We start from the raw sequence: 23,387 nt of genomic DNA, 5'->3' as shown, positions 1-23,387 counted from the left end.
CAAGGCTTTATAAAACAAAAAACTTTGCCCAAACGGACAAAGTTTTTATAAATATATAATTTGTTTTTTAGAAAAGGAAGGTTACTACCAGATAGGTAATTCCTGCTACTATTGCAGAGATTGGAATGGTTAGAACCCAAGCCCACAATAAGCTTACTGTAATTCCCCATCTTACCGCTGAAATTCTTTTCGTTAACCCTACTCCAATGATAGAACCTGTAATGGTATGTGTAGTAGATACAGGAATACCAAAGTGGTCTGTAATGAATAAGGTAATAGCACCTGCAGTTTCTGCACTTACTCCTTCTAATGAAGTTACTTTCGTAATCTTGGTACCCATTGTTTTGATGATCTTCCAACCACCACTCATTGTTCCTAAACCAATTGCAAGGAACGAAACTAAAGGAACCCAAAGGTAATGCTGAGCAAAATAATCAAAACGTCCTGCAGCAGGAATATTCAGATAAACAGGGTCATGCAGCATTTCAACATGGTAGTAGATAAGTGCTGCACCAATGATACCCATTACTTTCTGAGCATCATTCAAACCGTGTCCTAAGCTGAATAAAGCTGAAGAAGCCAACTGTAATCTTTTGAAAGACTGGTCTGCTTTGTGGGGATTTGATTTTTTATAAAGGTGTACAATAATTAATGTAATAATAATCGAGATAACCATCCCTATGATCGGTGCCATGAAAATGAACAGGAAGATAGGAATTACTTTATCAAACTTTACAACACTCTGGTGTGTTACCTGGTTGAAAGCTTCCTTAATGGTTCCCCACATTCCAAGTTCCGGCTGCGCTGCTGCCACATCATGATAATCCATCATGAAAGCATGCATAAGAGCCGCTCCTAAGAAACCTCCAATCAGCGTGTGTGATGATGAAGAAGGGATCCCGAACCACCATGTCAAAAGGTTCCAGGCAATAGCTGCCATAAGACCGGAGAAGATAACTTCGAGGGTGATAAAATTCTCATTAACTGTTTTGGCAATCGTATTACCAATTTTGAATTCTCCAATAATGTAAGCAGCAATAAAGAAAGCTGCAAAGTTCCAAAGCGCCGCCCAAAGTACAGCCTGGAATGGAGTTAAAACTTTTGTAGAAACTATAGTTGCAATTGAGTTGGCTGCATCATGAAAACCATTGATATAATCGAAGATCAGGGCCAGCGCAATAATAACTACAAGTAAAATCGGAAATTCCATTTTTGCTATGTATTAGGCGTATTTAATCATGATGTTCTCAATTGTATTGGCAACATCTTCTGCTTTATCCGTTACAATTTCAAGGTAATTCAATACAGATGAAACTTTAATAATGTTGATGGCATCATTGGTTTCAAATAATTCTACCATTGAATTGGAAAGCAAATCGTCAGCAATGTTCTCAATAGAGTTCACTTTAATACAAGCTTCTTTCACCTGTTCCATATTTTTGAACCCTTTAAGGTTTTTCATAGCATTCTGAATTTCAAGACATGCTTTGTGGATCAGTAAAGAGAAGTCTGAATAAGCCTTCATCTCAGGTGATTTGTATAGGAAAATATATTTTGTGGAAGCGTAGATATAGTCTGCAATATCATCCAGTCCTGTTGCCAGTGTGTGGATATCCTCACGGTCAAAAGGTGTAATGAAGTTTTTTCCTAGTTCTACGAAAATTTCGTGAGTAAGTTCATCATTCTTGTGTTCGAAGTCGCTCATTTTTTTCAACATTGAATCGTCATTAAGATCGAAATCTTTGATTCCTGCGTTGAATTCTTCTGACATTGCAACTAGATTTTCAGTTACTTTTTCGAAAAGTACGAAGAAGATTTTGTCCTTTGGTTGAAAAGCGTGGAAAATATTACCAATTCCCATTTTTTAGTATTTATAATTCGTGTGCAAATTTCCTAAAAAAGGATTGCACGTGAAACTATATGACATTAAGTTTTGTTAACATTCGCTTAACAATTGATTATCAAATAAAAAAACCGGCATTAATGCCGGTTTTGTATAGTATTTATGAGATTTAGTTTGCTACTTCAGCTCTCATGTCTTTTCCTTTGAATTTCATTGATTGAATATTGCTCAAGACATTGTCTTTAAACGATTTTTCAACCTCAAAGAAAGAGAATTTTTCTAGAATTTCGATATCACCGATTTCAGCTCTTTTCTTAGATTTTCCATCAGCAGTAGCCTTGTTAATAATATCTAAAACATCAAGCTTCTTCAAATGGTCTTTTTTTCCAAGATTAAAGAAGAATCTTACCATACTCTCATCTCTTCTTCTTGGCTTTCCACCACGGTCTCTGTCTCTTCCGCGATCTCTGTCTCTACCGTCTCTGTCACGACCTCTGTCTCTATCTCTATCACGTCCACGGTCTCTTCTTGAGTAATCATCATCTCTGCTGCTCAATTTCTGCTCAGCAAGATCATGCTTGTCTTTGTAGTATAAAGCAAGGTCTTTCAACTGGAACTGTAGCAACTGGTGCACCAATTCTTCTTTTGTAAAGTTGCTTAGATCCGGGATTAAGCTATCATCAAATTCGAAAAGATCTTCGTGCTCTGTCAATAATTTTTCGAATACACCACCTACCTGAGCTTTGATAATATCTTCACCTGTAGGAATGAATTTTTCGTTAATTTCAATTTTTGTTGCAGATTTGATCTGTTTCAGTTTTCTGCTTTCTTCAGGCTTGATTAAAGCCATAGAAATACCATCTTTTCCAGCTCTACCTGTTCTTCCGCTTCTGTGAACGAATACTTCAGGATCATCTGGTAAAGAGAAGTGAATAACGTGAGTAAGAGAATTTACATCCAACCCTCTTGCTGCAACGTCAGTCGCTACAAGAATATCAATGTTTTTCAATCTGAATTTCTTCATTACCGTATCTCTTTGCGCTTGAGAAAGATCACCATGAAGAGCATCAGCTGCATATCCGTTCTGCATCAAGAAATCAGCTACCTCCTGAGTTTCCATTCTCGTTCTGCAGAAGATAATGGAATACTGGTTAGGGTTAGCATCAATTAATCTTTTTAATGCTTCTTTTTTCTGACGGTATCCTACCACATAATATTCGTGAGTAATGTTCTTCTTCACTTCGTTGATAGAACCTACTGAAATACGGTGTGGCTTTGTAAGGTAATTTTTGGAAATTCTTTCCACTTCTTTATTCATCGTTGCAGAGAATAAGAAAGTTTGTTTCGTTTCCGGAGTTTCGCTTAGAATGGTTTCCAATTCATCTTTGAATCCCATAGAAAGCATTTCATCAGCTTCGTCTAATACTAACCAATGAATCGCAGAAAAGTCTAATGCCTTTCTGTTGATAAGATCAATTACTCTACCCGGAGTTCCCACAATAATCTGTGGTTTATCCTTCAAAGATCTCATTTGCTCTACAATACTACTTCCACCATAAACCGCAGTTGTCTTGATGTCTTTCATGTACTTAGAGTAATTCTTTATGTCCTTCGAAATCTGAAGACATAATTCCCGTGTCGGACAAAGCACCAATAATTGGATTTTGCGACTCGTATCGTCAATCATATCCAAAATCGGAAGCGAAAACGCTGCTGTTTTGCCTGTCCCTGTCTGCGCAAGTGCGATCAAGTCGCGAATATCTGAAAGAATAAAAGGGATAGTCTGTTTTTGGATTTCTGTTGGGCTTTCGTAGCCCAGTTCGCCAATTGCCTTAAGGATATCAGGACTTAAATTGGTTTCCGTAAATAAATTCATTAACTATTTTAAAATTTTTGCAAAGATACAACAAATATTTGATTTGTTTTTGAATAAATTTTTAAATATCCAAACTTAAATTCACAATCCTTTAATATTTTTTTAATTTTTGGAAAATTAAATCCAAAAAAATAAGCATTAGGTTAAAAAGTTGTTAAACATTATTTTTTTTTATTAAATTGGATTGATTTTTTCTGTGTTATTTATGAATTTTCAAAAATAAAGCCATGAAACGCAAATTTTTCTTTTTGATATTCTCATGCATAGCCATTGAAATATTTGCCCAAACTCCGAATTATCCGCCCGCCTGGACTCTTGAAAACTGCATTGAATATGCAAAAGAGAATAATATTTCTATTAATTCTCTCAGACTTTCAAAAAGTTCTGCCCAACAGGATCTTCTTCAGGCAAAAGAGGCAAAATATCCCAACGTAAGCGGAACGGTTTCACAGGGACTTTTTGCACTCAACGGAAGTGACGGCCTTCACATGACGGGTGCACAGTCTCAAAGCATCGGAGCTAATTCTTCCATGACGCTTTATCATGCCAACTATATTAAAAATAACGAGGCTTCAAAAAATCTTCTTGTACAAATGGCCGATCTGTCTGTACAGGAATCCGAAAACAATATCACATTGAATATCACTCAGGCCTATCTGAATATTCTGATGAATCAGGAGAATATCATTTCCCTTGAGAATGTTCTGAAGACTACCCAAACTCAATTAAAACAAGGTGATCAGCTTTATACAGCAGGAAGCCTTTCCAAATTAAATTATCTTCAGATTCAGTCTCAGGTTGCTCAGGATCAGTATAATCTGGTTGCCGCTCAAAATAATCTGCGCACGAATACGGTGAATTTAAAGCAAATTCTGCAACTGCCTTCCAATTATGATTTTCAGATTGTAAAGCCCGACAGCATTATTGTAGATGATCAATTAAAATCTTTACAGGACGTCCAGAATCTGGCACAAAACCAGCGTCCGGAAGTAAAATACAGTGAACTGAATGTAGAAAACTCAAACACGAATCTGAAAATGGCAAAAGCATCCATTCAACCCACACTAAGCGTGGTAGGCAATATTTCCACCAATTATTCCAACGGAAACGGAAATTATTTCAATCAGCTGGGAAACAACTTTTATATGCCCATCGGATTAAGTCTTGGAATTCCGATTTATAACAACAGAATTTACAAAACACAGATTGAGAAATCAAAAATAGCCATAGAACAGGCCAATCTCGATTTACAAAATACCAAAACGGTTCTGAATCAGCAGGTAGAGCAGTCTTATATCAGCCTTCAAAATGCTTTATCTCAATATGATTCTGCTTCTCAGCAAATGAATATCAGCAAACAAAGTTATGACATTGTGAATGCTCAGATGAAGCTCGGAAGCATTGATTATGTACAGCTTCAGCAACAACGACTTCTTTATATACAGTCTGTTCAGAATTATCTTCAGGCCAAATATACAGCAGTTCTCAATAAACAGATCTACGAATTTTACGCAGGTAACCCTATAAATCTAAAGTAAGCTATGAAAACAAAGAATAAAAAATGGTTGTACTGGTTTGTGGGCGGCATCATTGCTATGGGTGCAGTCTGGTTTTTCTTCATCAGAGAAAAAGAAATAAAAATCCAGCTGGAAACAGTACAACCTGAAATGGGAGAAATTTCAAATTCCATTACGGCTACCGGAACCATTCAGCCTGTAGATACCGTTGCAGTGGGTACTCAGGTATCAGGGATCATTAAAAATATTTATGTTGATTTCAATTCTACTGTGAAAAAAGGTGAATTACTGGCTACTTTGGATCCGGATCTGCTTCAATATCAGTCACAGCAGATTAAGGCTAACCTGCAAAATGCAAAGAGCAACCTTGCTTACAATGAGATCAATATCAACAGGCAGTCTCAACTGTACAAAGTAGGTGCTATCAGCAAAGCGGATTATGACGTTGCCACCAATCAGTACAATGCTGCAAAAGCGCAGGTAGGTTCTGTAACAGCCCAGCTTTCCACGGCCAATAAAAACCTGTCCCTCACCAATATTTATTCTCCAATTGATGGAACGGTACTCAACAGGAATGTAAGTGAAGGACAAACTGTGGCATCAAGTTTCAGCACGCCTACCCTTTTCAGTATTGCCAAGGATCTTACCAAGATGAGGGTACGAGCCTCTGTAGATGAAGCAGATATCGGAAATGTAAAGGTAGGCCAGAAAGCCACATTTACAGTGGATGCTTTTCCGGATGAGACTTTTAACGGTGAAGTTTCGGAAGTTCGTCTTCACCCCACCGTTTCATCGAATGTGGTGAATTATACTACCATTATCAATGCAGATAATTCCAGTTTAAAACTGAAACCGGGAATGACGGCCAATATCACAATTTACACGCAGGTTTTAAACAATATCATGAAAATCCCTGTGGCTGCTACCAGCTTCAAACCAGACAGTCTGGTGATAAAAAAATACAAAGTAAATTCTCCGTTTGCCAATGGTAAAAAACATGAAAAAGGGCAATGGAAAAAACAAAATAAAGGCACTGAAAATAAAGATGAATCCGCAGTCTGGGTCATTGCAAAGGACAGCACCATTTCCCGCAAAAAATAAAAACAGGAATGGATAATGATACCGAAATACAGGTTGTCTCAGGATTAAATAAAAATGATAACATCATCACAGGCTATAAGGTTCTGTCAAAAAATCATCCGGCGGACAGGCTAAAAGCCCATTCATGCCTCAAAGAAGAGGTGGCGGAAATAATAAAAACAGCGGAGGTGGCGGCGGAGGTCCAAGATAACAGCAACTAGCAACTAGCAACCAGCAAACCTAAAACAAAAAGTCATGGCAGAAAAAATTCTGGAAATCGTAGATCTGAAAAGAGAGTTCAGAATGGGTGAAGAAATTGTCCATGCTCTGAAAGGCATCACATTCACGGTGGAGAGAGGCGAATTTGTGACCATTATGGGAAGCAGCGGCTCAGGAAAATCTACTTTACTGAATATTATCGGTTGTCTGGACAAACCTTCTGGCGGGGATTATATTCTGGATGGGGTAAATATTAAAAATCTTGACCGTGATGAGCTTGCTGTTCTCAGAAATCAAAAAATAGGTTTTGTATTTCAGGCTTATAATCTTCTTCCCAGAACTACCGCAAAAGAAAATGTAGAATTACCTCTTCTCTACAACGCAAAAGTATCTACAGAAGAACGCCACAAAAGAGCGATACAAGCTTTAACAGCCGTAAAACTGGAAAGTAGGATTGATCACCTTCCCAACCAAATGTCCGGAGGACAGCAACAAAGAGTTGCCATCGCCAGGGCTTTGGTAAATGAACCCGTAATGATTCTCGCAGATGAGGCCACGGGAAATCTGGATACGAGAACTTCATATGAAATCATGGCGCTTATGCAGGATCTTCATCATCAGGGACGAACCATTGTTTTTGTGACCCATGAGCCGGACATAGCCACTTTCAGCAGCAGAACTGTAACACTGCGGGACGGAAAAGTCATTAAAGATGTCAAAAATGATAATATAAAATCAGCCAGAGAAGCGCTGGAAAGCCTTCCGGTAAATGATGACTATAACTAGTTTTAAAACTAAAAATCTATTACAATGAACCTCTCAAACCTCTTCAGAATTGCCTGGAAAGCCCTTTTAAGAAACAAGCTTCGTGCATTTCTAACCATGCTCGGTATTATTATTGGTGTGGCGTCCGTAATTGCGATGACCGCTATTGGAGAAGGTTCAAAAAAAAGCATCAGCGACCAGCTTTCTTCCATGGGCTCTAATATGATTACTATACGCCCTTCCAGCAATGTGAATGTTTCCGGAGGAGCAAGAATCGGGGCTTCAGGATTACAAACGCTGAGACCTCAGGATGCAGACGCTATTTCAAAGGGAGCACCGGATGTTTCGTATGTTTCCCCTGCTGTACAAACCAACGGGCAGTCTATCAATGGGCCCAATAACTGGCCTACTCAGTTACAGGGTGTGAATAAGGAATATTTCAGCATCAGAGACTGGGGCATTGCAGAGGGTAATCTTTTTACTAAAAAAGATGTTACTTCTTCCAATAAAGTATGTCTTTTAGGCCAAACTGTTTATACAAATTTATTTCCCAATGGTGGAGATCCTGTAGGAAGCATTATCAGGTTCAATAAAGTTCCTATGAAAGTTATCGGAATTCTCGCACCGAAAGGATCTAATGCATTCGGGCAAGATCAGGATGATGTGATTATTGCTCCATTCAACACCGTTCAGAGAAGATTTTTGGGAATCACTTATGTTCAAACCATTTATGCCGCTTCTTCCAATGAAAATACTTCACAGCAGGCTACTGATCAGGTTTCAGAGATCTTGAGAAAGCAGCATAAACTGCCTGTTGACGGAAGCAATGATGATTTCAGTGTGAGAACCCAGGCAGAACTCATCTCTACCATGAGCTCCACCAGCCAGCTTTTAACCGTACTTTTGTCTGCTATTGCCGGTATTTCTCTTATTGTAGGAGGAATTGGGATCATGAATATCATGTATGTCTCTGTAACAGAAAGAACCAAAGAAATCGGTCTGAGAATGTCTATCGGTGCCAGAGGAAAGGATATCCTGTATCAGTTTCTGATTGAAGCGGTTTTAATTAGCATCACCGGAGGAATTCTCGGGGTACTTTTAGGGGTTCTGTCTTCGGAATTGGTTACTTTTTTTCTTTCGTGGCCTACATTTATTACAGAATCTTCCATTATCGTCTCCTTCATTGTCTGCGCCGTGACGGGAGTATTTTTCGGATATTATCCCGCATTGAAAGCTTCAAAACTTGACCCGATTGAAGCATTGAGATATGAATAGTTTTTGTACATTTGAATTGTGAATTGCAGGATTCGAGATATAGGGGTCGGGACTGAACCGCTTCTCAATCAGCAATTATTCAACTATAAAAAACACTTAACACAATATGTCTGCAAGTATTTCTCCCAAAACTTTTGATTTTTTAAAAAAATTAAATAAAAATAATAACCGCGACTGGTTTAATGAAAATAAAGACCTGTACACAGAATCCCAGCAAAATGTGGTTTCATTTCTGGATGAACTGATTAAAGAGATGTCCGGTTTTGATGAAGAACTTGCTAAAATAGACAGTAAAAAAGCGTTATTCAGAATATATAGAGATACCCGTTTTTCAAAAGACAAAGTACCATACAAAACCAATTTCGGAGCTTCTCTGGGAATGGGAAAAGGCAGCCAGAAAGGAGGTTATTACCTGCATATGGAACCGGGAAAATCCTTTCTAGCCGGAGGAATCTACATGCCGGAATCTTCTGTTCTGAAAGAAGTACGTAAGGAAATTTCCTTGTACGGAGACGATTTTCTCAAAATTCTCAATAATAAAGATTTCAAAAAACATTTTCCGGAGCTTGATCAGGACGATAAACTGAAAAAGATCCCTCAGGGCTTTGAAAAAGAAGATCCCATGGGAGAATATCTGAAATTGAAGAATTTCATTGTGGTATATTCTCTGAAAGACGAGGAAGTACTGGATAAAAATGCAGTGAAAAACATGAGCAAAGTTTTCAAGCTGATGAAACCTTTCAATGATTTCCTGAATACCCCTTTTCTTTAGTAACTTTACGTAAAGATTTTTTTTCTCGACCACAGATGATACCGATTTTCACAGATGATTGGAGCTATTAGGGTGGCATTATACTTAATTGATTTTTTAACAGAGGCACTTGTGGTATATGAGTATCTTTATAAAAAATTCAAAATATATTAGAATTCAATGGGTTATAAAAATAAATTTTAAAGATTCGTTCTGAAAATCAAGTTATTATAATTAACATTTTTTAAGAAAAGTTTTACATTTTTCCTTATCTTTGCTGTTCGCCAAAAAGCTTACAATGTCTTTATACCAAAAAATTGCAGAGAAACTACAATACATAACCCCGAATTTCTACAAAAAAAGATATTTTAAAAATTTAAATAATCTTAATAAGAATAACTTTTCGGAACGTAATGTAGAACCGGAACTGGTATGGATCAAAGAATACCTTCCCAAAAATGCTGTAATACTGGACATTGGTGCGAATGTAGGAACTTTCCTTTACCAGCTGGAGAATACTTTGAATCATGAACATATTTATGGTTTTGAGCCTAATAAAAAGCTGTACAGACGATTAAAGAGATTATTTCCGTCTATGCGTGTTTTTCCTTTGGCGCTTTCTGATGAAAACATGATTGCTGAGTTCAAAGTACCTGTGATTAACGGAAAAACAATTGCTTCCCGCGGTACTTTAAATACTTCTTACAAAGAAAAAGGAGAAGAGAAAAGTTATACAGAAAAAGTAAAAGTCATCAAACTGGATGAATGGGCCGCACTGGAACATTTCAACAGACTTGATTTCATCAAAATAGACGTTGAAGGAAACGAAATAAAGACGCTTTCCGGAGCCAAAGAAACTATCAGACAGTTCAAGCCGACCTTAATGGTCGAAATGGAACAAAGACACCACCAAACACCAATATGGAATGAAATATCCAAAGTAATGAGCTGGGGATACGAAGCCAGATATCTGAACAGAAACAGCTTTACGCTGGAAAATCTTACAGAAGATATCCTAACACAAAATACAAACGACGAAAAAAATAAAACTCAGTACATCAACAATATTATTTTTATACCTAAAAACATTTAAAACGACTTATGAGTGTAGTAGCGAGACAAGGCTTCAAATATTCCATTATCGGTTATATTGGTTTTTTGCTGGGCACCGTTTCCGCAATATTCATATTTCCGAATGATTTTGAATTTTACGGAAAGCTGCGTTACATTCTTCCAACGGCCGAGATGCTCGTTCCTTTTGTTGTGTTGGGTATTTCTTATTCGAATGTGAAATTTTTTCACAAAGTGGAAAGAGATGGTAAAAAGCAGAATATGCTGTCACTATCTTTACTGACTGTTTTTATCAACTTTATTATTTTCACGGTGGTATTTTTTATACTTCCCTATTTTTACCCGAAATTCAGGCATTCAGAAGCATGGAAAATCAAGGAGATGATTCTTCCTCTGATTCTAATCCTCTCATTGTGTGCTATTTTCAACAAATACACTTCCAATTATAAAAGAATTGTGGTTTCCAATATTTTTGATAACCTGTTTCCGAAGATAGCCAATCTGGGAGCATTCTGTCTGTTTTTCTTTGCTTTATCACAGAATATTACGGCTGGTACATCACAGAATATTGCATTTATTTTCTTTTTTGGAATCTTCTTTTTAATGCTTTTAGGTTATATTTATTATACCAATAAACTGGAAAAAATTCAGCTGGATTTTAATACGGATTATTTCAAAAAAAATAACTTCTGGAAAGAGTTCTTTAATTACAGTTTCTTTGGATTTCTGGGAACTTTTGGAAATTATCTGGCGATCAACAGCTTTATGATTGGTGAATTTATGGGGATGGAAGAAGTAGGAATCTACTCTGTTTTATATGCTCTGATTTCATTGATTTCTATTCCACAGCTTGGATTATTTAATATTTCGGCTCCTATTATCAACAAAACGCTGGCAGACGGAGATATGGAAGAACTGGACAGATTTCATAAGAAAACATCTTTAACCTTATATTTCCTTGGCGCTGTTTTATTTTCCTGTATTATGGTAGGTTTTCCTTACCTGACACAGTTTATGCCAAAAAACGGAACCATGCTGAGAGAATATGAACCTGTAGTCTGGATCTGGGGTTCTGCAGTATTGATAGACCTTGCAACAGGATTCAACGGGAATATTATTTCACTTTCAAAATATTACAGATTCAATATTCTGGTCATGCTTTTACTGGCCGGATTAACCATAGGACTGAACTATTATTTCATTAAAAATACAGATCTGAAACTAATCGGAATTGCTTTATCTACAGCCATTTCCCTTACGATTTATAATGTTGTAAAAATCGTTTTCAATTATATTGTCTTTAAAGTTTCGCCTTTGACTATTGAAATGATTTTTGTCTCTATCATCTGTACTTTAGCCATTACTGTTGCAATCGTTCTTCCGAACTTCAACAGCAATCTGCTTAATCTTATGTACAAACCGACAGTTGTTTTGATCCTGATCTACATTGGAAATTACTTCACCAAGATTTTCCCGGTTGAAGACTATCTGAATATGAGGTTTATTAAAAGCGTATTTAAGATTAAATAAGGTGATTTTACGGGAAAAGAGAATATATCTACAGTAAACTCATTAGAAACTGTTCCAGCTTTTTCTGGACTTCTTTTCTTCCATATGCTGCATATAAGTCAAACGGAGTCTCCGAAAGAACCATTAACTGTTCAAAAGCATTTTCTTTTTCAGGAATAATAAAGTCAATTTTTGAAGGATAATTCTTGGGAAAAACAGCTAGTTTCCCGTATGCTATGGCATCACCAAGGTTTCCTGTCATTTTAGTCAGTCCATAGGTTTCTTTCATGCTGAAAAACTCTGTATCCTGCTGAATCGGGCACCATAAAACATCTGCTTTCTGCATCCATTTTTCAAATTCTTTGTAAGAAACTCTGTCAGAAAAATAGGTGATTTCAATATTTTCAGGAAGTTTTTCAGACAGGTTTTCAAGTTGTTTTAACTCTTGCCCGCTTGCTTTTCCAAGAAATACAAATTTACAGGATTGATCTGTATTGAGTTTCTGAATAGTTTCGAAAATATAATAATAATCTCTTCTTTTCTGCGAAACACCGCCAGGAATTACCACCACAAGACCCTCATTTTTTGTTTTATCAAAATTTCTTGTATAAAACAACGGCAAAAACTTATACCTCTCTGAAATCAGTGCTTCATCCAGTACAAAAAGAGACCTGGAGGTCTGATAAACTTTGGTTTTATAAAATAATCCTTCTTTCAGCCACAGTTTTAGTCTGAAAACAATGTCTCCTTTGAAAATACTTTTCATCAGATCCGTCTTTGAAGCTTTTATGAAATTAAGATTATGGGTAATGATTGCTGTATTGTATTTTTTCGTTACCGCTAAAAAGGTATTGAAATAACGGTGTACAGTCCCTATAATCACCAAATCATATCCTTTTCCCTTTAACTGATCCAGAATCATAGAACTGTCTGACAAAAACACAGCTTCATCGCTATGATTGATCTGATCTTTGATTCTTTTTGAAAAATAATAGTCTACCGAGAAATCCTGAGAACCTTTCATAATATCCATGAAAGCCTGGGCAATTTCTGCATGAGTGTCTATTTCTATGTAAGCTATTTTTTTCACGGGTTTGCGGAAGTTATATCTTAGTTTTTGGCTAAAGCCAGTGGAATTTTTATTTTTTATTAAATGGGTTAAAAAGCCGTTTCTATTGATGAATATTTAATTTACCTACTACATTTTCAGCCATTTCTTTTTCAACATTCTCCAACGCTGATCATTAACGGCTTTCTGTTCTTCTTTCGAAATTTTCAGTTCCAGTTTCTTTGATCTGCAATCTTCATAAGATTTAATGATATCGAAGAAAAATGAAACAGATTTGCTTTTCATGGCTTCTTTTGAAGAGGCAATATAAGCCAGAAATCGGTTCAGTCCTAAGAAATAGAAATATCTTCCATAATAATCCGCAGGTCGTATGGTGTAATCAGCTCCTTTTACTTTAATCAGTTTTACATGAAGCTCAGGAAGAACAACTTCCTTCCATCCCAGATTTTCCAACAGTATAGAGTCAATATTATCCCAACCCAATGTTTCTCTTAAACCACCGATCTGAATGAAACATTCTTTACGGTAAGCCTTCATAGGGCCTCTTACATGATGTTTATTAGAATTTCCTTCATACACCCAGCTTCCATCTTTTTCAATATACAAGAGTCCTCCTACCAGTCCATATTTGGGGTTATTGGCAAAAGCGTTTTCTACTGCTGTCAGATAGTTTTCCGGAAGGATGATATCAGCATCAAATTTACAGATGATATCAAATTCATCCAAAGATTGAGTGTGAAGTCCATTTTTAAAGGCATGAACCACTTTGGAACCTGGCTGATGCTCAGATTTCTGAAGGTTGATTGTTTCAAAACGGACATCAGTTTCGGTATATTTCCTGATCATCTCAGATGTTCTGTCTGTAGACCCGTCGTTGACCACCACTACTTTAAAATCTTTGCTGCTTTGCTGTTGTAAAGAATCAAGAGTAAATGGGAGATTGTCTTCTTCGTTATGAGCAGGAATTATAATTAAAAACCTCACGGGAATTATAAATGATTAATGATCAATGATCAATGATAAGAAGCTTTTTAGGATATTTAATTACCATTGATCGTTGATCGTTTATAGAATTTATTTGTTATGCGGTTTCAGCATGTTTTTCGGATCAAGAATTTCGTCCAGTTTCTCCTGAGAAAGAATTCCTTTTTCAAGGACAAGGTTGTAAACGCTTTTTCCGGTTTCCAATGCTTCTTTAGCAATCTGTGTAGACTGTTTGTACCCAATGTAAGGGTTCAACGCTGTTACAATACCGATGCTGTGCTTCACCATATTCAGGCAAATTTCTTTATTGGCAGTAATTCCTACCACACATTTGTCACGAAGGGTATCTAAAGCATTGCAAAGGAAGTTGATATTTTCCATGATGGCATGGGAAAGTACCGGTTCCATTACATTCAGCTGTAACTGTCCTGCTTCTGCAGCAAAAGTCACGGTAAGATCATTTCCGAATACTTTGAAACAAACCTGATTTACCACTTCCGGAATCACCGGATTTACCTTACCTGGCATGATAGAAGATCCCGGCTGCATTGGTGGAAGATTGATTTCAAAAAGACCTGCTCTCGGGCCTGATGAAAGTAATCTTAAGTCGTTACAGATTTTGGATAATTTTACGGCAAGACGTTTTGTAGCTGAAGAGTAAATTACATAAGATCCTGTATCTGGAGTTGCTTCTACCAAATCTGGTGCGGAAACAATCGGGAATCCTGTAATCTGAGCTAAGTTTTTAGCACAAAGAGTGGCATACCCTACCGGAGCATTTAATCCTGTTCCAATAGCGGTTGCACCCATGTTCACTTCTACAAAAAGGTTTGCATTGTTATTCAGTTTGGAGATATCCTCTTCCAACGTAGCGGCATACGCTTCAAACTCCTGTCCCAAAGTCATTGGAACAGCATCCTGAAGCTGTGTACGTCCCATTTTGATTACGTCATGAAACTCCTGTCCTTTTGCACGGAAAGCGGTGATAATTCTTTCCAGTTTTTCTACCAGTCCGATATTCATCTGAAGCAATCCCATTTTGATTGCTGTAGGATAAGCATCATTGGTAGACTGTGAAAGGTTGATATGATCATTAGGTGAACAGAATTCGTATTCTCCTTTATTTTTTCCTAATTTTTCCAATACGATATTGGCGATCACTTCGTTCGCATTCATGTTGATGGAAGTTCCTGCTCCCCCCTGAATCATATCTACCGGAAACTGGTCATGATATTTCCCTTCTACAATTTCATCACACGCTTCTGCTATTTTAAAATACAGGTTTTCGTCTAGAAGTCCTAGTTCATAATTGGTTTTGGCCGCTGCTTTTTTTACAAACGCCAATCCTTTTATGAAATCCGGATATGAAGACAAAAGCTGTCCTGAAATTTTAAAATTGTCGATAGCTCTTTGTGTCTGAACCCCATAATAAGCATCTAAAGGCACATTCAGTTCGCCTAATAAATCACTTTCTTTTCTGAAATTTTCCATTACAGATATTTTACTGTTTTTGATCGTTTAAAGATAGCAAAAACGCATCTAACCGATGCGCTTTAATTTGAATTATTTTGTTGGATATTTTTGATTCAAAGCTTGCAATATTGCCCATGTTTCGCCATCCATAATTCCGTCATAATTTTGTGGACGGAAGTGGTACTGGAATGCTTCAATGGTTTTCTTGGTAGCATCATCCCATTTCCCGCTCAGATCCATCCCGTAACCGAATTTCTGCAATGCAGTCTGGATAAGGAAAATAAAGCTTGTATCGTTATATCTTGCTGTAATGTCTGCCTGCGCTGCCTCTAGATAAGTCTGCTTAGCCGCTTCGTCATACCACATTCCTACCTGGTATTCGTCATAAAGCTTTTTCCATGGGAACATTGGCCCAGGATCCTGCTTTCTTGTAGGAGCAATATCTGAATGTGCCAATACGTTGGTAGGCTGTATCTGATATCTTGTTACAATATCTTTAACCAAAGCGGCTACTTTTTTCACCTGCTCATCACTAAAAGGAGCAAATGTTCTATTACCCGCAGCATCCGTGGTATACCCCATATTGACAATTTCAATACCGATGGAAGTATCGTTAAGATTTTTATCATTTCTCCATGCACTTACCCCTGCGTGGTAGGCACGTTTGTTTTCATCTACTAGTTGATAAATCTCATTACCTCCTGTATTATTTACCAGATAATGGGCACTCACAGCCTGTTGGGTAAGAACGGTAATTGATTTATCGTCCGGAAGTGCCGTATAATGTAATATTAGGTAACGTTGTCTGAAATTCTGGGCAACTGCAGGGAAATAAGTTTTCACCACTTTATATCCAGCTGGTTTTGCCGCCACAATAGAACCATAACTTGCCGTATTATCATTTTTTGTTGGGTCTGCTATATTAGTAGTAAAAAAGTCTACTCCATGATCAGATACAACTTTTGGTTTTGGAGCTACCGGAGTGGTAGGTTGAACCGTCGGTTTGGCCTGTGTTATTGGGGTTTTCGGTTTGTAAGTATTTTTTTTCACATTTTGCTGGGAAGTACATGAAAAAACAAAAGTGCTTAATCCGATGATATATAATGTCTTACGCATCAGTTTGGTTTTTGGATGATTTATTAGCTCAAAAATACGCAAAATTTTCTTGAATTTTATTTGGTAAATAAAGAAATCTGTTCTATATTTGCACTCGCAATAACGGAACAACGATCATTAAAAAATAAAAAAAAAGGAGGGTTGCCGGAGTGGTTAACGGAGCAGTTTGCTAAACTGTCGACGCGAAAGTGTCGCAAGGGTTCGAATCCCTTACCCTCCGCTCTTCTTATATATTCGGGGCGTAGCGTAGTCCGGTCATCGCGCCTGGTTTGGGACCAGGAGGTCGCAGGTTCGAATCCTGCCGCCCCGACTGTTTTAGTAGTTTTCTCAAAACTATTTAATGGGTGCGTAGCTCAGCTGGATAGAGCATCTGCCTTCTAAGCAGACGGTCAAAGGTTCGAATCCTTTCGCGCTCACATAAAGACTTACTGGAAACGGTGAGTCTTTTTTGTTTATATTAGTTCCATGTATTTTTGCTATATACTCTATTCTAAAACTCTAGATAAATTCTACATTGGACATTCTTCAGAATCTTTGCAGGAAAGATTAAGAAAACACTTATCTGATCACAAAGGATTTACATCCAAAGCTAAAGATTGGATTATTGTTTATTTTGAAACTTTCGACTCAAAATCACTTGCCTACAAAAGAGAAAGGGAGATTAAAGCTTGGAAAAGTAAATTGAAAATAATAAAATTAATCGAAAGCTCAGCTAGATAGAGCATCCCGCTTTTTAATCGGGACGGTCAAAGGTTCGAATCCTTTCGCGCTCACTTAAAGACTTACTGGTAACAGTGAGTCTTTTTTGTTTTCCATGGTTTTCTTTGATCAAAAATAAAAATCTTATGTAGAGAAGCTATTAATACAAGATTAATTATCTGTAAAGTATTGCCCAAACCACTGATCAAAACTTTCTTTATATTGAGCCTGAGCATTTTTAATCAGTAAATCAGGTTCTTCAATTCTATTTAAACCATAATCTCCTTTCATCCAAGTCAAATATTCGTTTAAACCTTCATTCTCTTCATAATCGTCTTCGTCTTTATAAAAATAAGCCTCATCGAAATCTACTGAAATTTCAGTGTCAAAAGTGAGTAAATGTAAAAGCTGTACAATATTTTCAGCAATAATATGAACACCTCCTTCATCTCCAAAAACTACAACAGGCATTTTATGTAAAGGCTGATCCGTTCCATTATTCCAGATGGCATAGAATGAACCTGAACCATTGGCCTGAGCAAAAGGCAGCATGCTATTCAAAAAATTTTCGTCATCACTCCAGCTTTTCAATCCGGATTTATTATCAATTAAAACACCAAAACCTTGTGAATAGTTTTCAAACGAGGAAATAGTATTCTGGAAATAGATTAGCTTTTCAAGCTCTACCGGAATTTCACTCAGGCCCAAGTTTTGTTTAAATTCTGCAATGTCTACCATGATCTACTATATATGACTAATAAAATTTATAAAATGAAAGAAGAATAGCAAATTTATTAACTATCTTTAATTTTCCGGGTATCTTTTATATTAATTTAACAACATAAACCATCCGTTTTTCTTCTAAAACACACATCACAACTCAAGCATTTTCAATAGATTACATTAAAAAAACTATTGATTACATAAAATATCTTTTTCATTATTATAAAAACCCTATATTTACCACCAAGGAGTTCTTAAAACCTTCTTTATCAACCGAAACTGGTTACACTTAGCTGTGTATTAAAAGGGAATCGTGTGAAAATCACGAACTGTCGCGCAACTGTAAGTAACACATAAAAGTTTTTATCCATTGATATCCACTGTATATTTTTTATATGGGAAGGATGATAAAAACCGTTACAAGTCAGGAGACCTGCCTATTTCGTATTGACGATGCTTTCGCGATTTGAAGCTTACAGTCAGGTATGATACGATATGGATATAGTGTGATAACTTTTTTATCAGTCTATTTATTTTTTGAGATGAATATGAGTATACATTAGTGCTGCTCATAATTCTGTAGCTCAGTCGTATACCCTTTCCGTAATTTTCTTTCTTCATAAAGCACCGCGAAGTTTACTGAGAACTTTTTATAAGATTTAATCAATGTAAAAAGTAATGGTGTACCAAAGCAATCTTAATTATTCATGGAATCAACACAGGCTTATTTTACAGGTCTGGACAATCAGAGTTTTCCAAAATTCCAGATATCTGGACAATTGTAAGATTTCTCAGCTTCTCTCCCATCTTTTCTTTTTTACTCAAAAGCTAAAACATTACAGATCTTATGCTTCTTCACAGACAAACAAACTTCAACTCAACAATACATATTAAAATGATCAAAAATGAAAACTGGAAGTCACCCGGATTAAAATTCCGGAAGGCCATGGAAAAAGAAAATCCCCTTCAGATTGTGGGAGCCATCAATGCGAATCATGCATTATTGGCACAGCAGGCTGGTTTTAATGCTATTTATCTTTCAGGAGGAGGTGTTGCCGCGGGATCTTTAGGAATTCCTGACCTTGGAATTACTACTCTGGATGACGTACTCATAGATGTTCAGCGTATTACTAATATTTGTGATTTGCCCCTTTTGGTGGATATTGATACAGGATTCGGACCTTCTGCCTTCAATGTTGCCCGAACGATAAAATCATTGATTAAAGCCGGAGCAGCAGCTATTCACATTGAAGATCAGGTGGGCGCAAAACGTTGTGGACACCGTCCCGGAAAAGAAATCGTAAGCAAAGAGGAAATGGTAGACAGACTTAAGGCCGCAGCAGATGCCCGTACCGATGAAAATTTTGTGATCGGAGCAAGAACAGATGCTTTTGCGAATGAAGGTCTTGAAAAAACTTTAGAAAGAGCTGTTGCTTATAAAGAAGCCGGAGCAGATTTCATTTTTGCCGAAGCAGTTCCTGACTTAACCTTTTATCAAAAATTCGTTGACGCGGCAGGAATTCCGGTACTCGCCAATATCACTGAGTTTGGGATGATTAAAATGTACACTGTAGAAGAATTAAAAAATGCAGGTGTGGGACTTATCCTCTACCCTCTTTCTGCATTCAGAGCAGCCAATAAAGCGGCGCAGAATGTCTACCTGCATATCCGCCAGGATGGAACGCAAGCTCATGTACTGGATACGATGCAGACCAGAGAAGAGCTCTATCAAAGCATTGGCTACTATGATTATGAACAAAAATTAGATAACCTTTTTAAACAAAATACTCATGTCAACGAATAGCGAACCAACATTTAAACCTAAAAAAAGTGTAGCACTTTCCGGGGTAACAGCAGGTAATACCGCTCTTTGCAGTGTAGGAAAAAGCGGAAATGATCTTCATTACAGAGGTTATGATATTCTGGATCTTGCAGAAAGAGCACAATTCGAAGAAGTAGCCTACCTGTTGATTTATGGTCAGCTGCCTACTGAAGCTCAATTAAAAAATTATAAAGCAAAATTAAAATCATTGAGAGGGCTACCCCACTCTGTAAGAAATATCTTAAAAAGTATTCCGGCAGCGGCACATCCAATGGACGTGATGCGTTCTATGGTTTCAGCAATTGGAAGCATCCAGCCTGAAAAAGACGATCACAATGTGGCTGGGGCAAGAGATATTGCAGACAAATTACTGGCATCATTCAGTTCCGGACTTTTATACTGGTATCACTATACACATAATGGCAAAGAAATTAATGTAGAGACGGATGATGATACTATCGGCGGGCATTTTCTTCATCTTTTACATGGTAAAAAAGCTCCTGATTCATGGGTAAAAGCAATGGAAATATCTCTTAATCTGTATGCTGAGCATGAATTCAATGCATCTACATTCACTGCTCGTGTTATTGCCGGAACCTCATCAGACTTTTATTCCTGTATCACAGGAGCTATCGGAGCTTTGAGAGGTCCAAAACATGGAGGAGCCAATGAAGTGGCTTTTGAAATACAAAGCCGTTACAATTCTCCTGATGAGGCAGAAGAAGATATTAGAAAACGTATTGCCAGCAAAGAAGTTATTATTGGATTCGGGCATCCCGTTTACACCATATCGGATCCAAGAAACGTAGTCATAAAAAAAGTAGCCAAAGAACTTTCCGAAGAAGCAGGAGATATGCTGCTGTACAATATCGCTGAAAGGCTGGAGACTGTCATGTGGGAAGAAAAGAAAATGTTCCCTAATCTGGACTGGTTCTCCGCAGTATCTTACCACCTGATGGGAGTTCCTACCTTGATGTTCACTCCATTATTTGTTATTTCAAGAGTTACCGGATGGAGCGCTCACATTATCGAACAAAGACAGGATGGGAAAATTATCCGCCCAAGTGCCAATTATACAGGTCCTGAAAATAAAGACTTTGTATCTATCGAAAACAGAAAATAAAAAAATCAATTCATAATTAAATCAAAAAATAAAGATGTCATCACACATTTCAAACGAAAGACCACAACCGGATCAGGTATTAACAGATATTGCAGATTATGTATTAACCTATGAAATCAAAAACGATTTAGCCTGGAAAACAGCTCATTACTGTTTATTAGACACCATCGGATGCGGATTGGAAGCACTGACCTATCCTGCATGTACCAAACTTTTAGGGCCTATCGTAAAAGGTACTGTAGTTCCGAACGGGGCTAAAGTTCCGGGGACTCAATTTCAATTAGATCCTGTACAGGCTGCTTTCAACATCGGAGCAATTATCCGCTGGCTCGATTTTAATGATACCTGGTTAGCCGCTGAATGGGGACATCCTTCAGATAATCTGGGAGGAATTTTAGCAACAGCAGACTGGCTTTCCAGAACAAATATTGCAGAAGGAAAAGCTCCGTTAAAAATGAAACAGGTTTTGGAAGCAATGATCATGGCTCATGAAATCCAGGGAGTTATAGCATTAGAAAACTCATTCAACAAAGTAGGTTTAGACCATGTTTTATTGGTAAAACTAGCCTCTACAGCGGTTGTTGGAAAACTGATCGGTTTGACCCGCGATGAATTGATCAATGCCATTTCTCTAGCATTTGTTGATGGACAGTCTTTAAGAACATACCGTCACGCTCCCAATACAGGAAGCCGTAAATCATGGGCTGCCGGAGATGCCACATCAAGAGCTGTACGTCTGGCATTAATTGCCCAAACAGGTGAAATGGGCTATCCGTCCGTACTAACCGCAAAAACATGGGGATTCTATGATGTATCTTTCAAAGGAAATGAATTCAAATTCCAGAGAGAATATGGTTCTTATGTTATGGAAAATGTACTGTTCAAAATCTCTTTCCCGGCAGAATTCCACTCTCAAACGGCTGTAGAAGCAGCAATCACGTTACATCATCAGTTAAAAGAATCAGGAAAATCCGCTGAAGATATCAAGAAAATAACCATCCGTACCCACGAAGCCTGCATTCGTATCATTGATAAAAAAGGTCCGCTAAACAACCCTGCTGACCGTGACCATGCTATTCAGTACATGGTAGCAGTTCCATTGATTTTCGGAAGACTGACTGCTGCAGATTATGAAGATAATGTGGCATCAGATCCAAGAATTGACATCCTTCGTGATAAAATTGAATGTGTGGAAGATGTACAGTTTACTACAGATTATCATGATCCGGAAAAACGTTCCATTGCTAATGCTTTAACGGTAGAATTAAACGATGGAACAGTCTTGGAAGAAATCGTTGTAGAATATCCAATTGGCCACAAACGCAGAAGAGATGAAGGAATTCCTGAACTGATCAAGAAATACAAAGTAAATCTTGCCAGAATTTTCCCGGAAAAACAACAGAGAATTGTATTAGAAAATTCTTTAGAATACGATACGCTTGTTAATCTGGATGTCAACGAATTCGTTGATCTTCTGGTAATATAATCTAATTCAAAGGTTGAGAGTGGAAAATGAAATGCACTCTCAGCTTTTCACTCTCAATCTAAAAATCATGTCACAAAAAGTAAAAATATTAATCAACGGAGATTTTATAGAAAGTAAAGCTACACAGCATCTTCCTGTAGAAAATCCAGCTACCCAGGAAATTCTTGCAGAAGTCCCTTTAACGGAATTATCTGAAATAGATCAGGCTATAGAATCCGCTAAAGAAGCTTTCAAAATATGGAAAGAAGTCGCTACCCCGGAAAGAGCCAGATTCTTTCTAAAATACCAGCAGCTTTTAAAAGAAAATCAAAAAGAAATTGCCAAAATTCTTTCCCAAGAAAACGGAAAAACATTCCCTGATGCCATGGGAGATGTATGGCGTGGAATTGAAGTGGTAGAACATGCCTGCAACATTCCGACACTTATGATGGGAGAAACGGTAGAAAATGTAGCAAGAGGTGTTGATACCTACAGCTATATTCAGCCCCTTGGCGTCTGTGCAGGGATTACCCCTTTCAACTTTCCTGCAATGATTCCTTTATGGATGTTTCCAATAGCGATTGCCTGTGGAAATACCTTCATTTTAAAACCTTCAGAGCAAACACCTATGACTTCTATGAAAATGGCTGAGTTATTTCTGGAAGCAGGTTTTCCTAAAGGAGTTCTGAATATTGTTCACGGTTCCAAAGACCAGGTCAATCATATTCTGAATCATCTGGAAATCAAAGCAATTTCATTTGTAGGCTCAGTTCCTGTAGCGGAACATGTTTATCGTACAGGAACCGATAATCTGAAAAGAGTTCAGGCTTTTGGCGGCGCAAAAAACCACATGGTAGTAATGCCGGACGCCAATAAAGAACAGGTGATAAACAATCTCGTAGGAGCTTCCTGCGGAGCAGCCGGACAGCGTTGTATGGCCATCAGTGTAGCCGTTTTGGTGGGTGAAGCTCAAAATTGGGTGGATGATATCAAAAAGCTTTAAGTAC

General features: G+C 37.5%; 21 protein-coding genes, 3 tRNA genes and 1 riboswitch. Of the genes, 16 read left to right on the top strand and 8 right to left on the bottom strand.

All coding sequences use genetic code 11. The features are described 5' to 3' along the window. Positions 1–67: 67 nt before the first annotated feature. The 3 genes from CLU97_RS04955 to CLU97_RS04945 all read right to left on the bottom strand — a co-directional run bounded on the left by CLU97_RS04955 (position 68) and on the right by CLU97_RS04945 (position 3,719). On the bottom strand, positions 68–1,210 hold the full coding sequence (locus CLU97_RS04955; protein WP_121486947.1) for an inorganic phosphate transporter: 1,143 nt from the start codon (positions 1,208–1,210) through the stop codon (positions 68–70). Positions 1,211–1,222: 12 nt separating this feature from the next. Next, complete coding sequence (locus CLU97_RS04950; protein WP_065393534.1) at positions 1,223–1,861, bottom strand: DUF47 domain-containing protein; 639 nt, start codon at positions 1,859–1,861, stop codon at positions 1,223–1,225. Positions 1,862–2,012: 151 nt separating this feature from the next. Next, positions 2,013–3,719, bottom strand: a complete 1,707-nt coding sequence (locus CLU97_RS04945; protein ID WP_121486946.1) for a DEAD/DEAH box helicase — start codon at positions 3,717–3,719, stop codon at positions 2,013–2,015. A 227-nt stretch (positions 3,720–3,946) separates the two neighbouring features. Here CLU97_RS04945 and CLU97_RS04940 point away from each other — a divergent pair, with 227 nt between their 5' ends. The 8 genes from CLU97_RS04940 (at position 3,947) to CLU97_RS04910 (ending at position 11,927) form a co-directional block, all read left to right on the top strand. Then, positions 3,947–5,257: a TolC family protein gene (locus CLU97_RS04940; protein WP_121486945.1), complete on the top strand. Its 1,311-nt coding sequence runs from the start codon at positions 3,947–3,949 to the stop codon at positions 5,255–5,257. 3 nt (positions 5,258–5,260) lie between these two features. Then, positions 5,261–6,337, top strand: a complete 1,077-nt coding sequence (locus CLU97_RS04935) for an efflux RND transporter periplasmic adaptor subunit (protein ID WP_228437524.1) — start codon at positions 5,261–5,263, stop codon at positions 6,335–6,337. An 8-nt stretch (positions 6,338–6,345) separates the two neighbouring features. Beyond that, the gene (locus tag CLU97_RS23970) at positions 6,346–6,537 is read left to right on the top strand and encodes a hypothetical protein (RefSeq protein ID WP_228437522.1); all 192 of its coding nucleotides are present in this window, start codon (positions 6,346–6,348) and stop codon (positions 6,535–6,537) included. 34 nt (positions 6,538–6,571) lie between these two features. After that, positions 6,572–7,321 carry an ABC transporter ATP-binding protein gene (locus tag CLU97_RS04930; RefSeq protein WP_121486944.1) on the top strand — a complete coding sequence of 250 codons (750 nt, stop codon included), beginning with the start codon at positions 6,572–6,574 and terminating at the stop codon, positions 7,319–7,321. 24 nt (positions 7,322–7,345) lie between these two features. Further along, positions 7,346–8,575, top strand: a complete 1,230-nt coding sequence (locus tag CLU97_RS04925; protein WP_121486943.1) for an ABC transporter permease — start codon at positions 7,346–7,348, stop codon at positions 8,573–8,575. A gap of 106 nt (positions 8,576–8,681) precedes the next feature. Then, the gene (locus CLU97_RS04920) at positions 8,682–9,347 is read left to right on the top strand and encodes a DUF2461 domain-containing protein (RefSeq protein WP_121486942.1); all 666 of its coding nucleotides are present in this window, start codon (positions 8,682–8,684) and stop codon (positions 9,345–9,347) included. A 277-nt stretch (positions 9,348–9,624) separates the two neighbouring features. Continuing rightward, complete coding sequence (locus tag CLU97_RS04915) at positions 9,625–10,419, top strand: FkbM family methyltransferase (protein ID WP_121486941.1); 795 nt, start codon at positions 9,625–9,627, stop codon at positions 10,417–10,419. 8 nt (positions 10,420–10,427) lie between these two features. Next, complete coding sequence (locus tag CLU97_RS04910; protein ID WP_121486940.1) at positions 10,428–11,927, top strand: lipopolysaccharide biosynthesis protein; 1,500 nt, start codon at positions 10,428–10,430, stop codon at positions 11,925–11,927. 28 nt (positions 11,928–11,955) lie between these two features. On the opposite strand, the gene CLU97_RS04905 is transcribed toward CLU97_RS04910, so the two are convergent. The 4 genes from CLU97_RS04905 to CLU97_RS04890 all read right to left on the bottom strand — a co-directional run bounded on the left by CLU97_RS04905 (position 11,956) and on the right by CLU97_RS04890 (position 16,548). Next, entirely contained in the window at positions 11,956–12,996 is a 1,041-nt protein-coding gene (locus CLU97_RS04905; protein WP_121486939.1) for a hypothetical protein, read from the bottom strand. A 108-nt stretch (positions 12,997–13,104) separates the two neighbouring features. Further along, positions 13,105–13,959 (bottom strand): glycosyltransferase, encoded by an 855-nt coding sequence (locus CLU97_RS04900; RefSeq protein ID WP_121486938.1) that lies wholly within the window; start codon positions 13,957–13,959, stop codon positions 13,105–13,107. A gap of 90 nt (positions 13,960–14,049) precedes the next feature. Beyond that, positions 14,050–15,450 carry an aspartate ammonia-lyase gene (aspA, locus tag CLU97_RS04895; protein WP_105704497.1) on the bottom strand — a complete coding sequence of 467 codons (1,401 nt, stop codon included), beginning with the start codon at positions 15,448–15,450 and terminating at the stop codon, positions 14,050–14,052. Between the two features lie 72 nt (positions 15,451–15,522). After that, positions 15,523–16,548: an N-acetylmuramoyl-L-alanine amidase gene (locus tag CLU97_RS04890; RefSeq protein WP_121486937.1), complete on the bottom strand. Its 1,026-nt coding sequence runs from the start codon at positions 16,546–16,548 to the stop codon at positions 15,523–15,525. A gap of 135 nt (positions 16,549–16,683) precedes the next feature. On the opposite strand from CLU97_RS04890, the gene CLU97_RS04885 reads away from it, so the two are divergent. The 4 genes from CLU97_RS04885 (at position 16,684) to CLU97_RS04870 (ending at position 17,268) form a co-directional block, all read left to right on the top strand. Further along, a tRNA-Ser gene (locus CLU97_RS04885) sits at positions 16,684–16,768 on the top strand. Positions 16,769–16,783: 15 nt separating this feature from the next. Continuing rightward, positions 16,784–16,858: transfer RNA gene (locus tag CLU97_RS04880), tRNA-Pro, on the top strand. A 32-nt stretch (positions 16,859–16,890) separates the two neighbouring features. After that, a tRNA-Arg gene (locus CLU97_RS04875) sits at positions 16,891–16,964 on the top strand. 49 nt (positions 16,965–17,013) lie between these two features. After that, positions 17,014–17,268, top strand: coding sequence for a GIY-YIG nuclease family protein (locus CLU97_RS04870; protein ID WP_121486936.1), 255 nt, complete (start codon positions 17,014–17,016; stop codon positions 17,266–17,268). Positions 17,269–17,418: 150 nt separating this feature from the next. Here the strand turns inward: CLU97_RS04870 and CLU97_RS04865 are convergent, their stop codons facing one another. After that, the gene (locus CLU97_RS04865) at positions 17,419–17,985 is read right to left on the bottom strand and encodes a hypothetical protein (RefSeq protein ID WP_121486935.1); all 567 of its coding nucleotides are present in this window, start codon (positions 17,983–17,985) and stop codon (positions 17,419–17,421) included. A 248-nt stretch (positions 17,986–18,233) separates the two neighbouring features. Further along, positions 18,234–18,426: riboswitch (cobalamin riboswitch) on the top strand. Positions 18,427–18,865: 439 nt separating this feature from the next. Here CLU97_RS04865 and prpB point away from each other — a divergent pair. The 4 genes from prpB to mmsA all read left to right on the top strand — a co-directional run bounded on the left by prpB (position 18,866) and on the right by mmsA (position 23,383). Beyond that, the gene (prpB, locus tag CLU97_RS04860) at positions 18,866–19,774 is read left to right on the top strand and encodes a methylisocitrate lyase (protein ID WP_121489655.1); all 909 of its coding nucleotides are present in this window, start codon (positions 18,866–18,868) and stop codon (positions 19,772–19,774) included. After that, the gene (gene prpC, locus CLU97_RS04855) at positions 19,761–20,915 is read left to right on the top strand and encodes a 2-methylcitrate synthase (protein WP_121486934.1); all 1,155 of its coding nucleotides are present in this window, start codon (positions 19,761–19,763) and stop codon (positions 20,913–20,915) included. The genes prpB and prpC overlap by 14 nt, the downstream gene beginning before the upstream one ends. Before the next feature lie 34 nt (positions 20,916–20,949). Next, positions 20,950–22,401, top strand: coding sequence for a bifunctional 2-methylcitrate dehydratase/aconitate hydratase (locus CLU97_RS04850; RefSeq protein WP_121486933.1), 1,452 nt, complete (start codon positions 20,950–20,952; stop codon positions 22,399–22,401). 67 nt (positions 22,402–22,468) lie between these two features. Beyond that, positions 22,469–23,383 (top strand): CoA-acylating methylmalonate-semialdehyde dehydrogenase, encoded by a 915-nt coding sequence (gene mmsA, locus CLU97_RS24175; protein WP_262689458.1) that lies wholly within the window; start codon positions 22,469–22,471, stop codon positions 23,381–23,383. Positions 23,384–23,387 lie beyond the last annotated feature (4 nt).

The organism is Chryseobacterium sp. 7 (genome assembly GCF_003663845.1).
GTDB lineage: Bacteria > Bacteroidota > Bacteroidia > Flavobacteriales > Weeksellaceae > Chryseobacterium.
This window is presented reverse-complemented; position numbering and strand designations above follow the sequence as displayed.

What these genes read in the sequence shown, in the direction of transcription:
- CLU97_RS04865 (WP_121486935.1), bottom strand. Translation starts at nt 17,985, where the DNA reads ATGGTAGACATTGCAGAATTTAAACAAAACTTGGGCCTGAGTGAAATT.
- prpB (WP_121489655.1), top strand. Translation starts at nt 18,866, where the DNA reads ATGATCAAAAATGAAAACTGGAAGTCACCCGGATTAAAATTCCGGAAG.
- CLU97_RS04955 (WP_121486947.1), bottom strand. Translation starts at nt 1,210, where the DNA reads ATGGAATTTCCGATTTTACTTGTAGTTATTATTGCGCTGGCCCTGATC.
- CLU97_RS04915 (WP_121486941.1), top strand. Translation starts at nt 9,625, where the DNA reads ATGTCTTTATACCAAAAAATTGCAGAGAAACTACAATACATAACCCCG.
- CLU97_RS04940 (WP_121486945.1), top strand. Translation starts at nt 3,947, where the DNA reads ATGAAACGCAAATTTTTCTTTTTGATATTCTCATGCATAGCCATTGAA.
- CLU97_RS04935 (WP_228437524.1), top strand. Translation starts at nt 5,261, where the DNA reads ATGAAAACAAAGAATAAAAAATGGTTGTACTGGTTTGTGGGCGGCATC.
- CLU97_RS04945 (WP_121486946.1), bottom strand. Translation starts at nt 3,719, where the DNA reads ATGAATTTATTTACGGAAACCAATTTAAGTCCTGATATCCTTAAGGCA.
- aspA (WP_105704497.1), bottom strand. Translation starts at nt 15,450, where the DNA reads ATGGAAAATTTCAGAAAAGAAAGTGATTTATTAGGCGAACTGAATGTG.
- CLU97_RS04950 (WP_065393534.1), bottom strand. Translation starts at nt 1,861, where the DNA reads ATGGGAATTGGTAATATTTTCCACGCTTTTCAACCAAAGGACAAAATC.
- mmsA (WP_262689458.1), top strand. Translation starts at nt 22,469, where the DNA reads ATGTCACAAAAAGTAAAAATATTAATCAACGGAGATTTTATAGAAAGT.
- prpC (WP_121486934.1), top strand. Translation starts at nt 19,761, where the DNA reads ATGTCAACGAATAGCGAACCAACATTTAAACCTAAAAAAAGTGTAGCA.
- CLU97_RS04920 (WP_121486942.1), top strand. Translation starts at nt 8,682, where the DNA reads ATGTCTGCAAGTATTTCTCCCAAAACTTTTGATTTTTTAAAAAAATTA.
- CLU97_RS04910 (WP_121486940.1), top strand. Translation starts at nt 10,428, where the DNA reads ATGAGTGTAGTAGCGAGACAAGGCTTCAAATATTCCATTATCGGTTAT.
- CLU97_RS04870 (WP_121486936.1), top strand. Translation starts at nt 17,014, where the DNA reads ATGTATTTTTGCTATATACTCTATTCTAAAACTCTAGATAAATTCTAC.
- CLU97_RS04890 (WP_121486937.1), bottom strand. Translation starts at nt 16,548, where the DNA reads ATGCGTAAGACATTATATATCATCGGATTAAGCACTTTTGTTTTTTCA.
- CLU97_RS04925 (WP_121486943.1), top strand. Translation starts at nt 7,346, where the DNA reads ATGAACCTCTCAAACCTCTTCAGAATTGCCTGGAAAGCCCTTTTAAGA.
- CLU97_RS04850 (WP_121486933.1), top strand. Translation starts at nt 20,950, where the DNA reads ATGTCATCACACATTTCAAACGAAAGACCACAACCGGATCAGGTATTA.
- CLU97_RS04930 (WP_121486944.1), top strand. Translation starts at nt 6,572, where the DNA reads ATGGCAGAAAAAATTCTGGAAATCGTAGATCTGAAAAGAGAGTTCAGA.
- CLU97_RS23970 (WP_228437522.1), top strand. Translation starts at nt 6,346, where the DNA reads ATGGATAATGATACCGAAATACAGGTTGTCTCAGGATTAAATAAAAAT.